Origin of the sequence: Enterococcus sp. MMGLQ5-1, assembly GCF_013155265.1 — a bacterium.
GTDB lineage: Bacteria > Bacillota > Bacilli > Lactobacillales > Streptococcaceae > MMGLQ5-1.
Map to the genome: position 1 here is coordinate 37,386 of NZ_JABJXU010000002.1, position 14,707 is coordinate 52,092.

Sequence of the window (14,707 nt, forward strand, 5' to 3'; positions counted from 1 at the left end):
TATCATTTTTTGCGACATTCGTCAGATAGATTATTTAGTTTATATAATTTTATTATTTGATATTGACTTTAATATTTATTATTGATAAATTTAGTAGGCGATAATGATAATCATTATCAATTATAGGGTGACTTAAAATTAGAGATTATTAAAATTCTAATTTATCTGGGAGGTAATTTCTGTTGTGCTAAAGGATCAAACATTTCGTTTTACATTATTCTGGTCTTTTATTTTTATTATATTAATCACATTTTCAATTGGGATTTCGGTTAGTAATGGTCAGGCCTCGATCTCATTAGAGGATGTTTTGCAGATTGTGCTCTATAAGCTATCTAACGGTAATATTGGTCAAATTGATAAGATACCGCCGCAGGCAACCAATATTATTTGGTTTATTCGTTTTCCACGCGTGCTTTTAGCTGCATTGGTTGGGATGGGCTTGGCCACAAGTGGTGCTGTGATGCAGGCTGTTGTCCAGAATCCGCTAGCTGATCCGTATATTTTAGGTATTTCATCTGGCTCATCGCTTGGTGCAACCTTTGCGATTATTATTGGCTTTGGTTCATCGGGACTGCTGTCACAATTTGGTGTTGGTATTGGCGCTTTTTTAGGCGCAATGGCAGCAACCTTTACTGTATTACTTCTATCAAGCATTGGTGGCAGAATGACAAGCGTCAAGCTTGTTTTATCAGGGTCAGTAATCAGTGCCCTATTTGGCTCCGTTTCAAATTTGATTGTTTCTGTCGGTGCCAATAATGTCGAAGGTATCAAAACCTTGACTTTTTGGCTAATGGGGAGTCTCGCTTCTTCAAGCTGGTCAAAGCTACCACTTGTTGTGGTTGTCGTGTCGCTTATTGTTATTTTTTTTATGACGCAATCACGTATTTTAAATGTTATGCTTTTGGGTGACGAAGCAGCCAGTACACTAGGGGTACCACTTGGTAAATATAGACGTATTTATATGGGATTAACCTCACTTGTAACGGGGGTAATAGTTGCTAATTCAGGCATGATTGGTTTTGTTGGTCTAATTGTGCCACACATTGTCAGAGGTCTTTTTGGCTCTAACTTTAAACGTAATTTACCAATTACAGCAATTTTTGGTGCTTTATTTATGATTTGGGCAGACTTGATTTCTAGAGTGATTATTAAAAATATTGAATTACCAATTGGAATCATTACTTCTTTAATTGGCGCACCACTCTTTATCTATATCATTGTCCGCAAGGGTTACAATTTTGGAGGTAATGAATGAAATTAAGCGTTGAAAAAATTAGCGTTGCAATTGCAAAGCAAGAAATTGTTAAGGGAATTTCATTAGAGGTACCAGCAAAAAAAATTGTTGGTTTAATTGGTGCAAACGGCTCCGGAAAATCAACTCTTTTAAAGAGTATCTATAAAAGTGTTGTGCCAAGTAGTGGATCGGTATATCTTGATGATTTGGATATACTAAAGACTTCCAATAAAAAGGCAGCACAGCAGATGAGTGTCGTTGGACAGTTTAATGCCCTAAATTTTGATTTAACAGTTGAGCAAATGGTCTTACTTGGTCGAACACCGCACAAGAAAATGCTTGAAAACGACAATGCAAAGGACTTTCAAATTGTTAAGCAAGCACTTGAGCAAACTAATTTAACGCAATATGCTAAGAGAAGCTATCAATCACTTTCTGGTGGTGAGAAGCAAAGAATTATTTTAGCAAGGGCAATTGTTCAGGAGCCTAAGTGTTTAATTTTGGATGAGCCGACCAACCATTTAGACATCCGCTTTCAATTGGAAATTTTAGAGCTAGTAAAACAATTAAATGTGACTGTTTTGGTTGCGCTGCATGACTTGGAGTTGACCGCTGCCTATTGTGATTATATCTATGCTCTAAAGGATGGTGAGGTTATCGCAAGTGGTGTGCCAAAGGAAGTATTAACCCCAGAGCTAATTGAAAAAATTTATGGTGTTCATTGCTCAGTCTATGAAAATCCAATTACGAAACATTTAGGCTTTGCTTACTATTTATAAAATAAAAAATATAATTATAAGGAGATATAATGAAAAAGGTTCTATATTTGGTGGCTAGTTTGATAGCTATTTTATTTTTGGCGAGCTGTAGCTCAAATAATCAAACTGAGGATAAAGGTGGAGATTCTACAGATGGCAAAACAACCTATCCTCTGACAATTGAAAACTATACGAGAGCAGAGAGCGGTTCTAAATGGACTAAAAAGGACCAAACCTTTGATAGTGCTCCAAAAAGTGTAGTTGCTAATGTTCGTCCAATGGCAGAGCTGTTATTACATTTAGGCTTACAGGATTCAATTAGTGGTGTCGGTGGTGTCTTTGGTGAGGCTGATGAATCGGTTGCTGATCAATTTTCTAAGTTAAAAAATCTTGGTGATTCATACATCTCACAGGAAGTAACCTTAAGCGCTAATCCTGACTTAGTATTTGGACGAAGTGGCCTTTTCGATAATGCAGAATGGGGAACTGGTACTGTTGATTCCTTAAATGAGATGGGAATTAATACTTATGTGATGGCAACCTCAGTTAACGGTGGTACCTTTGATTCTATTTATGATGATTTAGATAATCTAGGTAAAATTTTTAATGTGCAGGAAAAGGCTTCAAGCTTTGCTTCAGAGATTAAAGCACGTCAGGATAAGCTTGAGGATTCATTAAGTGGGATTAAAACGCAGAAAACCTTTGCCTATATTCATTCTAATGATCCAGAAAATATTTCTGTCTATTCTTTGAAGGACGAAAGCTTTACCTTAAGCCTGTTTAAAATGTTAAAAATGAAACACGTATTTAATGATGTGGATGAAACTGAATTAAATGTTGAGGCTTTAATTGAAGCAGACCCCGATATTTTAATTATTCCAACATGGGATGAAACGGATGGCGCTCAAAAAATGGTAGAGGGTCTACTTAGTAGCTCCAAGGTTTCGAGCCTGAAAGCAGTGAAAAATAAAGCAATTTATATTATGGATTATAATTATTTATTTGGCTATAGCTATCAGTCATTGGATGGTGTAGAGCAACTGGCCAAAGCAATTTATCCAGATTTAGTTGAGGAATAAATCCTTAATAGAGATAGCTAAAAAAGCGGACATGATAATAAATGTCTGCTTTTTTTAGATAAATTAATTTTTTTCATGAATTACATTAATGCCAAGAACGGTTAAATGACCATTGCTTACCAATTTGATGACTAGCTCGGCTAAGCGCTGTGGCTCAATTTGATCTTGATTTTGGACCCACCAAACAAGTGTGCCGACAAAAATACTTGTTAGATAAGCAATAACAAAGTCAATGGGCACATTAGCACCATTATTTTTTACTTCAACTGTTTTGAAAATATCATCATACTGTTCATTTAGCATTTTGACAAATTTTTCAGTAATTATTTCTTTATTACTACTAGATATTAAAGCTTTTGCCACTGCAGGATTTTTTTTTAGATTATCATAAAATCGAGTGAGCAGCTTTTTAATATGCTTGACTTCAACGTTATCTGCTTGAACAATTTCAGAAGATTTCAATAGAAAAGAAAAACGCTTCATAAATTCGTCTAGAATTTGATCAAAAAGATCCTGCTTATCCTTGTAATGTGCATAAAAAGTTGCTCGATTAATCATCGCTTCTTCAGCAATATCTTGAATTGTAACCTTATCAAACCCTTTTTCAGCGATTAACTTTATAAATGCTTCATTAATCAATTTATTCGTCCGTTTAATTCTTAAATCCATTATTAATCCCCCTTTTTTTTGATTTTTAAACAACAAAAATTATTTATTCGTTGTTTAAAAAACTTTTTAGCAAATATTGATGGTTGCTATTTTTCTTAAATCACTTCAATATAGATATATAGTATTTTATCAAACATTGTGTTGTTTAAAAAGTAAAAACATAATGTTAAAAGCAGAGCAGGTAAAAATTTAGGAGTAATTATGTATAGAGCAGGAATTGATGTCGGTTCTACAACAGTTAAGCTTGTGGTATTTGATCCAAGTGATAAGCTTATTTTTTCAAAATATGAGCGTCATTTTTCTGATATTAAAACGGCGGCAATCAAGGTAATAAAAGAAGCGCGGACTTTAATTGGTGATGTGGAGGCTTCAATAGCGATTACAGGCTCTGGTGGTATTGGGCTTTCTGAGGTAACAGATATCCCCTTTGTTCAAGAGGTTATTGCTGCGACAATGGCTGTTGAAAAGCTTATTCCTCAGACGGATGTGGTGATTGAGCTTGGTGGCGAGGATGCCAAGATTACCTTTTTTGATGGTGCCCTGGAGCAGAGGATGAATGGAACCTGTGCAGGAGGTACTGGTGCCTTTATTGATCAGATGGCCCAGCTTTTAAAGACGGATGCTAATGGTGTTAATGAGCTTGCAAAAAATTATCAAACGATTTATCCAATCGCTTCACGTTGTGGTGTTTTCGCAAAAACGGATGTCCAGCCTTTGATTAACGAAGGTGCGCGTCGTGAAGACATTGCGGCAAGTATATTTCAAGCAGTAGTCAATCAGACAATAGCTGGTTTAGCTGCCGGGCGTAAAATACAAGGTAATATTGCATTTTTAGGTGGCCCGCTTTTCTTTATGAGCGAATTACGCCGTCGGTTTGTCGAAACCTTAAATATTGCCCCAGAAAATATTGTATTTCCTGATAATTCGCAGCTATTTGTTGCAATGGGCGCAGCTTTAGAAGAAGAACAAATTGCCTTAAAGCTTTCAACAATTATTGAACGTTTAGAAACAGACCATTCGGAAAGCTTAGTACCGCAAAATACTTTAGAGGTATTATTTAATGATGAGGCTGAATTAGCTGAATTTCGGGCACGTCATAATCAAGCTCAGGCTAACTTTAAAGCACTAAGCGCACATCATGGTGCTGCCTATTTAGGGATTGATGCTGGTTCAACAACAACGAAGGTCGTTTTAACAGATGATGAGGGTGCTATTTTATTTGATTATTATGGTAATAATAATGGTCAGCCCTTGGAAAACGTCATTGAAGTAATTCAAACATTATATGAAAAGTTACCGGCTGATGTTTATATTGCCCAAAGCTGTGTGACAGGATATGGCGAGCATTTGATTAAAAATGCTTTGAAGGTTGATTTTGGTGAAGTTGAGACAATGGCTCATTATAAGGCTGCTAATTTCTTTCAGCCGGGCGTTGATTTTATTTTAGATATTGGCGGTCAGGATATGAAGGCGATGACGATTACTGATCAAGCCTTATCATCAATCCAATTAAATGAAGCCTGTTCATCAGGCTGTGGCTCATTCATTGAAACCTTTGCCAAGTCCATGCAATATGATGTGAAAGAATTTGCCAAGGTAGCATTACTTTCCAAGCATCCGGTCGATTTAGGCTCTAAATGTACTGTTTTTATGAATTCAAAGGTTAAACAGGTTCAAAAAGAAGGCGCGACGGTCGCGGATATTTCAGCAGGCTTGTCATACTCAGTAATAAAAAATGCCCTTTATAAAGTAATTAAAATTAAAAAGCCTGAAGATTTGGGTGAAAAGGTTGTTGTACAAGGTGGTACATTTTACAATGAGGCAGTTTTAAGAGCATTTGAAAAGGTTTCTGGCAGAGAAGTAGTCAGACCATCGATTGCAGGCTTAATGGGTGCTTATGGCTGTGCTTTAATTGCTCAAGAGCGGGCAGAAGAGCATCCAGAAACAACGCTGCTTTCGTCAGAGGAGCTAGCTGAATTTACAACCACTAAGGAATTTGTCAATTGCGGACTTTGTGAGAATCAGTGTTCGCTTACCTTGACTGTTTTTAATGATGGTCGAAAATTTGTGACAGGTAATCGTTGTGAACGCGGTGCTGAAAAGGCGATGCAAATCAAGATTGAAATTAAAAAGAAAAAAGTTAATTTAGTTGATTATAAATATAAACGTTTATTTAGCTATAAATCACTTTCAAAGAAAAAAGCAGCGCATGGTACGATTGGTATACCTCGTGTTTTGAATATGTATGAAAACTACCCTTTGTGGCATACCATTCTAACTGATCTCGGTTTTCGAGTTGTCATTAGTCCTCGTAGCGATAAAAAGCTTTACGAAAAGGGCATGGAAACAATCTCTAGTGATACTGTTTGTTATCCAGCAAAAATGGCTCATGGGCATATTGAGAGCTTAATTGAGAAAAAAGTGGATAAAATATTTTATCCGAGTGTTATTTTTGAACAGCAGGAGCAAAAAGCTGCGGAAAATCATTTCAATTGTCCAATCGTCCAAAGCTATCCCGAGGTGATTGAAAAAAACATTGATGCAATTCGTGATGGTGAGGTTGGCTATTTACATCCTTTTGTTAATTTAGCTGATGAAGAGTCTGTTGTCTTGGCATTGACGAAGGCATTTGCTGCAGATGGGATTACTGAGGCGATGGTTCGCCCAGCAGTTAGTCACGGTTTTCAAGAAATGAAGGCCTTTAAGGTTGATTTGCGCGAAAAAGCAGATGATTTGCTAATGAAGGTTAGCCTAAATAATGAAAAAGCGATTGTACTTGCTGGACGTCCTTATCATCTCGATCCTGAAATTAATCATGGTATTGCCAATGTCATAACGCAGGAAGGCTTCCATGTGTTAACTGAAGATATGGTCAGTGATATCGAGGAAGTGAGCGGCCTTCGTGTAGTGAATCAATGGGTCTATCATTCACGGCTTTATGCGGCTGCAAAATTCGTTGCCAAAAATAAAAATCTTGAGTTAGTTCAGTTAAACTCCTTTGGCTGTGGGCTGGATGCGGTGACTACTGATCAGGTTGAAGAGATTATGCGCGGCTATCATAAGCTATACACTGTATTGAAGATTGACGAAGGTAGTAATTTAGGTGCAATCAGAATTCGCTTGAGAAGTTTGAAGGCAGCAGTTAATGAGCGTGATAAGCGTAAAATTGAAATTCCGAAGCATTTTGAGTTAGCTGAACAAAATAAACCCGTTACCTTTACTAAGGAAATGCGTAAGAAGCATACTTTATTAATGCCAATGCTATCACCAATCCACCAAGAAGGATTAGTCGAGGAAGCCTTTAAATCTAGCGGTTATCATGTGGTAACATTACCAGCAATGGATCGCCAAGCGGTTGATGTTGGTTTGAAATATGTTAATAACGATTCCTGCTATCCTGCGATAATTTCGATTGGTCAGCTCATCAAGGCACTCGAATCCGGTGATTATGATTTAAATAACACATCAGTCATGATGTCGCAAACCGGTGGTGGCTGTCGGGCGACAAACTATATTCCTTTACTTCGTAAAGCATTAAAAGATGCCGGTTTTGAACAGGTGCCAGTTGTTTCAGTTTCAATGGGAAATAAGGGTGTTGAGGATACACCAGGGTTTAAAATAACGATTCCCTTTGCTAAAAGAATGTTTCTAGCGGCCATGTATGGTGATTTATTTGAGCGTGTGATTTATCGCACCCGTCCGTATGAGCTTGAAAAGGGACAGGTTAATGCGCTTTATGATTATTGGGTAGAAAAGGCTAGGAAAAATGTTAGGAATGGTTCGTTTACGCAATTTAACTATTATATGAAACGGATTATCAAGTCATTTGATACCACACCAATTTCTGATGAACGTAAGCCACGTGTTGGTGTTGTTGGTGAAATTTTAGTTAAGTACGCGCCAACAGCAAATAATGATATTGTGGGAATTATTGAGTCTGAGGGTGCAGAGGCTGTCGTTCCAGATTTGATTGGCTTCATGAATTACTCGCTCTATAATCAAATTTGGAAGTCCGAAGAGCTTAATATGAGCAGTAAATCTGGTAAGCTTTCAAAATTAATGATTGATTTCATTGAATTTGTTGAGAAGCCAATGCATAAGGCTTTAGTTAATTCAGAACGCTTTGATGGTATTAATTCAATCTACGATATTGCTAATGAGGCATCAAATGTCATTTCAATTGGTAATCATACTGGTGAAGGCTGGTTCTTAACTGGTGAAATGATTGAATTACTTGAAAATAAAGTGAATAATATTGTTTGCTTGCAGCCATTTGGCTGCTTGCCAAATCATATTGTTGGTAAAGGCATGATTAAGGAATTACGCCGTCAATACCCTAAAGCAAATATTGCCCCAATTGATTATGATCCTGGGGTTTCAGTTGTCAATCAGCTTAATCGTATTCGTTTGATGATGGCGACTGCGAAGAAAGAAATTAAAAAAGAAAATATGATCTCTCGTTAGTCATATATTTAAGAGAAGGTGTTACTAGCACCTTCTTTTTGTCATTTTCATTGAAACGTAGCCGTCTTAATGTAATTCTCGGATTGTTTCCCAGAAACAATCCCATTATCATAGGTCTACTGCTGTTTTATACTAATTCCGTATCAATGCTATGCTTATTAAGTCTTTCCGAATTTTCTCAAGCTAGTTATTGAAATTTTCAGAAAAATCATGAATTTACAATTACAATTCGCAAACTAATTGATATAATAGATACATTAAGTTAGAAATGGTGTGACTAATGACAAATTTAAAGGAATATCGAATTTATGAGGGCTTGAGGATTGCGCTTTCGCTAACCTTTATTGGTGGCTTTTTAGATGCTTATTCATTTAAAATGCTTGGCGGTCGTTTTGCAAGCATGCAATCTGGTAATTTAATTTATTTTTCACTTAATCTAATTGAGGGTAATTATCAAAAAGCAATACTTTATGTATTTCCAGTGCTCTCTTTTTTCTGTGGTAGTATGACCTGTATTTTTGTAAAGCGGTATACTCAACAACGAAATCTTAGATGGCATATAACAGCAAGTATAGTTGAGTTAAGCGGATTTGTAATTCTTACTTTTCTTTCAATTCGTTTAAATCATGAGCTGCTTATCGTGATGATTGCTTTTTTAGCAGCAATTCAAGCAGAGAGTTTCAAAAGATTACGTGGTATGAGCTATGGTACAATTATGAGTACAGGAAATGTTAAAAATTTAGGAATTTTTTTAACAACTGGTTTGTTAGATAATGATAGCAAAACATTAGAAAAAGCTAGAAATTCCTTTTTAGCAATTTTATTTTTTGTGTTTGGGGCAATTACAGCCGCCTATTCAACAGATTATCTCTTTGAATATGCGCTAATCATTGTCTGCTTACCGTTAGTTCTAATCTTAATCCTGTTAATTTTGGAGCATTTTGAACAAAAAAAGAGCTTTGAAATTTAATTTTTATCAAAAATGATGTAATAATTAATAGAGATAGTTAAAGGAGCACATGATGGCAGATCTAAAATTTGAAATTACACAAGAGTTAGGTGTTTTATCTGAAAATGCAAAGGGTTGGCGTAAAGAATTAAACATGGTTAGCTGGAATGGCGCAGAGCCGAAATATGATATTCGGAGCTGGAGCCCTGATCATTCAAAAATGGGTAAGGGGATTACTCTAAGCTCAGAAGAATTTTCTGAATTACAATCAATCTTAAAATAAAAACACTTAATATAAATAAAAGGGGTTGGGACAAAAAGTCCTAACCCTTTTTGAATTGTTCATAATTTACGTGGGGACAATGCGACAGCGACTAGTCAACGCCTAAGCAAAAAATCTGCTAAGGCACGTTGTCATAAGCTTTTCCGTAAGTCGCTGAAGCGACAGCTTAAATGCCATGGGAAATAGACAAATTGCCGAATATTGTCTAAAAAGCTGAAATGACCGTTTAGCGTTGTAGAAATTTAGGAAAAAGGCGTAAACAAGCTTATCTAAAATGCTGAAATGCCTTGCTCAGAAAGTTGAAACATAAACTAACTCTGCGTTTATTTACTCAGGCAGACTTTGCCCGAGCGCAGAGTGTACTTATGTGAAACTTTCTAGGCATTGAAGCTGGATTTGCTTGTGCGCACTTTTTCTCTAATTTCCTAAACGCAGGTCATTGAAGCCGGGTTGCCTAAAAAGCGTAAACGGCTTTTTTGGGCGGGCCTTCTCTCTCAAAACTATTCAAATAGATACGTCATCCGGTCAGACAGAAAGCGTCTGACTGAATAAACGAATGACTCGTCTATTTTTCACAGTTTTAATCAGAGAGAGAAGGCACCTTTTTTTACGGGCTTTCTTTCTCAAAACTATTCAAATAGATACGTCATGCGGTCAGACAGAAAACGTCTGACTGAATAAACGAATGACTCGTCTATTTTTCATAGTTTTAATCAGAGAGAAAGCGCCCTTTTTATTTATTATTTAAGCTTTCACTAGCCTTTGCACCGAAATATAATTGGTATCCTCTGGCTTTTAAAAAATTTTATCTGACAATAACAATTGATTAAAGCTATTTTATTAAACATTTGGGAATTTTCCCGTTGTTATGACACCATTCCCTATCTAGAGCGCGTTGTCCCAAACCATCACCAATCTATTGAAAACCTTTTCATTCAAAATTATACTCAATTTGTAATTGAAATTGATGAATCTCATAAATCAAATTTTTTTAAGATTTATCAGCATAAAAAAGAAAAGAGGTATAAAAATGGGTTTAGTATTAGCAAGAATTGACCAAAGATTAATTCACGGTATTGTCGTGACACAATGGACGGCAACTACCAAAGCTAAACGCTTGATGGTGGTTGATGATTTAATTTCAAAAGATGAAGTACAAAAATCGGCGATGAGAATGAGCAAGCCAGCGGGTACTGGAATGTCAATTATCGACACTGAAACGGCTATCAATAATATTAAGGCTGGAAAATATGAAAGCCACAATGTTTTTTTAATTGTAAGAGAGCCAGAAACTTTGTTAAGAATGGCAGAGGCGGGTGTGACGCTGCCTAAAATTAATATCGGTATTATTTTTGATGGTCCAGACAAGCAAACCGTTAAAAAAATGGTTTCGGTCAATGAGCAAGAAATTGCTGATTTAAAAGCTTTAAAAGCACTTGGTGTACCTGTAACCTTTCATTTTGTTCCGTCTGAAGCTGAGGAGCCATTAGAAACATATATTAATTAATGAAGGAAGTGATAGATAATGGAAATTATTCAAGGTATTTTAATTATTTTATTAAGTTTTTGGATGGTGCTTGATCAGCAGGGCTTAGTGATTACAACTTGGTTTCCTGTGATGGTTGCATTTTTTGCTGGCTTGATTATGGGTGACCTGCAAACAGCGATGATTATTGGCGGAACTTTTCAATTGATGAATTTAGGTGTTGCTAATATTGGCGGCTCATCGGTTCCAAACTGGGGGCTTGCAAGCTTGGTTGGTATTTATGTTGCCATTAAAACGACAAATGATATTGAGCAAGCGAAGGCGGTAGCGCTTGCCGTTGGTGTGCCTGTTGGCATGCTTGGTTTACAGCTAGATGTTTTTGCCAAGCTAGCAAATACTTATGTCACACATCGTGCTCAAAAATTTGCGAATGAGAAAAATTTTAAAGCAATGAACCGTACCTTTTGGATTGGACCAGTCATTTTTGGCTTATCTACAGCAATTCCTACGACGCTTTGCGTATTATTTGGCGATAAATTAGTTAAGCTTATTTTAGATTTTGTACCTGCTTGGTTTACTGACGGCTTATCAATTGCTGGCAGTATGTTGCCAGTGGTTGGTATTGCTTTATTATTACAATTTATGCCTGTTAAAAAATACTTGACCTTTTTAGTGATTGGCTTCGTTTTTGCCGCTTATTTAAACTTGCCAATCTTAGGTATTTCCTTGCTAGGACTTGCCTTTGCCTATTATTTCTTTACGCAAAAAATGTCAGCACCAGTTGCTAATACAAGTAATGATACTGAAACTTTTGAGGGGGATGATTTTGATGAGTGATAATGAAAAATTAAATCAAACACAGGGTGTTGTTACGAAAAAAGACATTGATTATGCTGCATTTAGATATATGTTTATGGCATGTAATACTTTTAATTATGAAAATCAACAAGGACCTGCTGTGGTTTTTGGTTTAAATAAGGTTTTGCGAAAAATTTATCCAAATGATGATGAATATGTTGAAGCATTAAATAACCATTTTAATTATTTTAATACAACGACCTGGATGGCTAATCTTTTATTAGGTGCCTCGATTGCAATGGAAGAAAAGGATGGCATCAAGTCAAAGGATGCGGTTCAAGCCTTTAAAACGGGGATGATGGGACCTTTGGCTGGTGTCGGCGATACGCTTGTTTGGGTACTTTATCCAACCATTATGGGCTCGATTGCGGCTTATATGGGGCTTCAAGGGAATCCAATCGGGACGATTATTTGGTTATTACTGAATGTCTTCTTCTTATTTTTCCGTTTGAAGCTATTCAGGGTTGGGTATTCTTCAGGCTTAAAATTAGTAACAGCGCTTGGTGATAAATTGTCAATATTTACTGAAGCAGCTTCAATCATGGGTTTAACCGTTGTCGGTGCCTTAATTCCATCAGTGATTAAAATGACGGTTGGTATCACTTTCAAAACGGGTAAGGTCAAGCTGCCAATCCAAACGGATGTGCTTGATAAAATTATGCCAGCACTTTTACCTGCATTGTTAACTTTTTTTGTTTATAAATTAATTGCTGGAAAGAAAGTGTCGATTACTAAGATTATCTTTGCCGTTATTATCTTTGCTTTAATTTGTTCATTCTTTGGTGTTTTAACAGTGTAATGGAGGGTATAATGAAACGTAAAATTATTATTGCATCACACCATCGCTTTGCCGATGGTTTAAAAGATACACTAGAATATATTGCACCTAATACAGCAGAAGTAGTGGCAATTTCAGCATATCTTACCAATGTACCAATTCAAGATGAAATCAATCAAGTATTGGCTGATATTGATGATAACTGTGAAGTCATCGTTTTTACTGATCTATTAGGTGGTTCGGTCAATCAAAATTTTTATCAATTTATCGAATTACCACATTTTCATTTAATAACGGGGATGAATTTACCAGTTGTCATGTCAATTATTCTTGCTTTAACCGATGACTATCTATCGGCTGAGACAATTCGTCTGGCAGTTGATGAAGCGCAGGCTCAACTCATTTATGTGAATGATTTTGTCAAAGCACAGACAATGGATGATGAGGATGAGTAAAATGAGTGATTGGTGGCGAAAAAGTGTTGTTTATCAAGTCTATCCGCAATCCTTTAAAGATACTACTGGTAATGGTATCGGCGATTTAAACGGGATTAAAGAAAAACTGCCTTATCTAGCTGACCTTGGTATTGACGTCATCTGGTTAAATCCAATTTATCAAAGTCCATTAGTCGACAACGGTTATGATATTTCAGATTACTATCAAATTAATCCGATTTATGGCACAATGTCAGAGTTTGACGAATTATTGCAGGCTGCGCACGATTTAGGCATCAAAATTATTATGGATTTAGTTGTAAATCACACTTCAGATCAGTACGAATGGTTTGAAAAATCAAAGCAATCTAAGGATAATGAATTTTCTGATTATTATATCTGGAAGGACCCAAAACCAGACGGTACACCACCCACCGACTGGGGCTCTACCTTTGGTGGTTCCGCTTGGGAATTCGTTGAAGCACGTAATCAATATTATCTGCATCTATTTGCTAAGGAGCAGCCTGACTTAAATTGGGAAAATCCAATTTTACGTGAAAAAATTTATCAAATGATGACCTTTTGGTTTGAAAAGGGTGTTGATGGCTTTAGGATGGATGTGATTAGCTTGATTAGTAAACGTCAAGACTGGCCTCAAGCCTTACCGGGTGCTATTTACAGTAAAAGCTATTATGTTGGTGCTTCTAACGGACCACGTGTGCACGAATTTTTGCAGGAAATGAATACAAAGGTTTTATCAAAGTATGATGTCCTAACGGTTGGTGAAACAGCGAATACTACAAGCAATCAGGCGATTTTATATACGGATCCAACACGGCGTGAATTGAATATGATTTTCCATTTTGATCATATGCACCTAGATTATGGTAAGTATGGTAAATTTTCCGATATCCGCTATAAGATGAGTGATCTACGTGATGTGATGTCTGAATGGCAGGATAAGCTTGAAGGTAAAGGCTGGAACTCGCTATACTGGAGTAATCATGATCAACCACGAGCGGTTACTCGATTTGGTGACGATGGTAAATACCGTGTTGAATCTGCAAAAATGTTAGCAACGCTTTTGCATATGATGAAGGGGACACCTTATATTTTTCAAGGTGAAGAAATTGGGATGCGTAACGTGCCTTTTGAATCGCTTATGCAATATCAGGATATTGAAACTAAGGCGATGATTGCCGAAATGCGAGATGCTGGCGAGACAGAAGAGACGATTAAGAAAATTGTCTATTTGAAATCTCGTGATAATGCGCGTACACCGATTGCATGGAACTCTGACGATAAATTTGGGTTTACTGAGGGCATACCATGGATTGATTATTCACCCGATAATACTGAGATTAATATTGAAGCAGCCCTTAATGATAAGTATTCGGTATTTTATCATTATCAAAAATTGATTCAGCTTCGTAAAACGTATGACATAATCGCTGAAGGTTTCTATGAATTGATTAATCCGAATGATTCAGAAATCTACGGCTATACACGGACGTTAAATCACGAAAAGCTAATTGTTATTTGTTCATTTAGTGAAGATAAGGTCAACTACGTGCTAGCTGATGAGCTAGTTGACGGACAGCTTTTACTCTCAAATTATCCTGATTCGGCAGAAAAATTAATAAAAAAACTTGAATTAAGACCATATGAAGCTTTAATTTATTTGAAAAAATAGAATTAAGAATCTCTTATTTGTG

12 protein-coding genes are annotated in these 14,707 nt (G+C 36.4%); 11 read left to right on the forward strand and 1 reads right to left on the reverse strand.

Annotated elements, in window-relative coordinates; all coding sequences use genetic code 11:
• The first annotated feature begins 184 nt into the window (after positions 1-184).
• The 3 genes from HOY35_RS03165 to HOY35_RS03175 are packed head-to-tail and all read left to right on the forward strand — an operon-like array spanning position 185 to position 3,071.
• Positions 185-1,255, forward strand: a complete 1,071-nt coding sequence (locus tag HOY35_RS03165) for an iron ABC transporter permease (RefSeq protein ID WP_213173241.1) — start codon at positions 185-187, stop codon at positions 1,253-1,255.
• Positions 1,252-2,013, forward strand: coding sequence for an ABC transporter ATP-binding protein (locus HOY35_RS03170; RefSeq protein ID WP_172210920.1), 762 nt, complete (start codon positions 1,252-1,254; stop codon positions 2,011-2,013). The genes HOY35_RS03165 and HOY35_RS03170 overlap by 4 nt, the downstream gene beginning before the upstream one ends.
• A gap of 29 nt (positions 2,014-2,042) precedes the next feature.
• Positions 2,043-3,071, forward strand: coding sequence for an ABC transporter substrate-binding protein (locus tag HOY35_RS03175; RefSeq protein ID WP_172210918.1), 1,029 nt, complete (start codon positions 2,043-2,045; stop codon positions 3,069-3,071).
• A gap of 63 nt (positions 3,072-3,134) precedes the next feature.
• Here the strand turns inward: HOY35_RS03175 and HOY35_RS03180 are convergent, their stop codons facing one another.
• Positions 3,135-3,740: a TetR/AcrR family transcriptional regulator gene (locus tag HOY35_RS03180; RefSeq protein WP_172210916.1), complete on the reverse strand. Its 606-nt coding sequence runs from the start codon at positions 3,738-3,740 to the stop codon at positions 3,135-3,137.
• Between the two features lie 201 nt (positions 3,741-3,941).
• Between HOY35_RS03180 and HOY35_RS03185 the strand changes: the two genes are divergently transcribed.
• The 8 genes from HOY35_RS03185 (at position 3,942) to HOY35_RS03220 (ending at position 14,685) form a co-directional block, all read left to right on the forward strand.
• Entirely contained in the window at positions 3,942-8,204 is a 4,263-nt protein-coding gene (locus HOY35_RS03185; RefSeq protein WP_172210914.1) for a 2-hydroxyacyl-CoA dehydratase, read from the forward strand.
• A gap of 280 nt (positions 8,205-8,484) precedes the next feature.
• Positions 8,485-9,174 carry a YoaK family protein gene (locus HOY35_RS03190; protein ID WP_172210913.1) on the forward strand — a complete coding sequence of 230 codons (690 nt, stop codon included), beginning with the start codon at positions 8,485-8,487 and terminating at the stop codon, positions 9,172-9,174.
• A gap of 52 nt (positions 9,175-9,226) precedes the next feature.
• Positions 9,227-9,436: a YdbC family protein gene (locus HOY35_RS03195; RefSeq protein ID WP_172210911.1), complete on the forward strand. Its 210-nt coding sequence runs from the start codon at positions 9,227-9,229 to the stop codon at positions 9,434-9,436.
• Between the two features lie 1,030 nt (positions 9,437-10,466).
• Complete coding sequence (locus HOY35_RS03200; protein ID WP_172210909.1) at positions 10,467-10,943, forward strand: PTS sugar transporter subunit IIB; 477 nt, start codon at positions 10,467-10,469, stop codon at positions 10,941-10,943.
• An 18-nt stretch (positions 10,944-10,961) separates the two neighbouring features.
• A complete protein-coding gene (locus HOY35_RS03205; protein ID WP_172210907.1) occupies positions 10,962-11,759 on the forward strand; it encodes a PTS sugar transporter subunit IIC in 798 nt (265 codons plus the stop codon).
• Positions 11,743-12,579 carry a PTS system mannose/fructose/sorbose family transporter subunit IID gene (locus HOY35_RS03210; RefSeq protein WP_172210905.1) on the forward strand — a complete coding sequence of 279 codons (837 nt, stop codon included), beginning with the start codon at positions 11,743-11,745 and terminating at the stop codon, positions 12,577-12,579. The genes HOY35_RS03205 and HOY35_RS03210 overlap by 17 nt, the downstream gene beginning before the upstream one ends.
• An 11-nt stretch (positions 12,580-12,590) precedes the next feature.
• Positions 12,591-13,013, forward strand: a complete 423-nt coding sequence (locus HOY35_RS03215; protein WP_172210903.1) for a PTS sugar transporter subunit IIA — start codon at positions 12,591-12,593, stop codon at positions 13,011-13,013.
• A gap of 1 nt (position 13,014) precedes the next feature.
• Positions 13,015-14,685, forward strand: a complete 1,671-nt coding sequence (locus tag HOY35_RS03220) for an alpha-glucosidase (protein WP_172210902.1) — start codon at positions 13,015-13,017, stop codon at positions 14,683-14,685.
• Positions 14,686-14,707: the final 22 nt, after the last annotated feature.

What these genes read in the sequence shown, in the direction of transcription:
- HOY35_RS03175 (WP_172210918.1), top strand. Translation starts at nt 2,043, where the DNA reads ATGAAAAAGGTTCTATATTTGGTGGCTAGTTTGATAGCTATTTTATTT.
- HOY35_RS03200 (WP_172210909.1), top strand. Translation starts at nt 10,467, where the DNA reads ATGGGTTTAGTATTAGCAAGAATTGACCAAAGATTAATTCACGGTATT.
- HOY35_RS03205 (WP_172210907.1), top strand. Translation starts at nt 10,962, where the DNA reads ATGGAAATTATTCAAGGTATTTTAATTATTTTATTAAGTTTTTGGATG.
- HOY35_RS03220 (WP_172210902.1), top strand. Translation starts at nt 13,015, where the DNA reads ATGAGTGATTGGTGGCGAAAAAGTGTTGTTTATCAAGTCTATCCGCAA.
- HOY35_RS03195 (WP_172210911.1), top strand. Translation starts at nt 9,227, where the DNA reads ATGGCAGATCTAAAATTTGAAATTACACAAGAGTTAGGTGTTTTATCT.
- HOY35_RS03210 (WP_172210905.1), top strand. Translation starts at nt 11,743, where the DNA reads ATGATTTTGATGAGTGATAATGAAAAATTAAATCAAACACAGGGTGTT.
- HOY35_RS03190 (WP_172210913.1), top strand. Translation starts at nt 8,485, where the DNA reads ATGACAAATTTAAAGGAATATCGAATTTATGAGGGCTTGAGGATTGCG.
- HOY35_RS03180 (WP_172210916.1), bottom strand. Translation starts at nt 3,740, where the DNA reads ATGGATTTAAGAATTAAACGGACGAATAAATTGATTAATGAAGCATTT.
- HOY35_RS03185 (WP_172210914.1), top strand. Translation starts at nt 3,942, where the DNA reads ATGTATAGAGCAGGAATTGATGTCGGTTCTACAACAGTTAAGCTTGTG.
- HOY35_RS03170 (WP_172210920.1), top strand. Translation starts at nt 1,252, where the DNA reads ATGAAATTAAGCGTTGAAAAAATTAGCGTTGCAATTGCAAAGCAAGAA.
- HOY35_RS03215 (WP_172210903.1), top strand. Translation starts at nt 12,591, where the DNA reads ATGAAACGTAAAATTATTATTGCATCACACCATCGCTTTGCCGATGGT.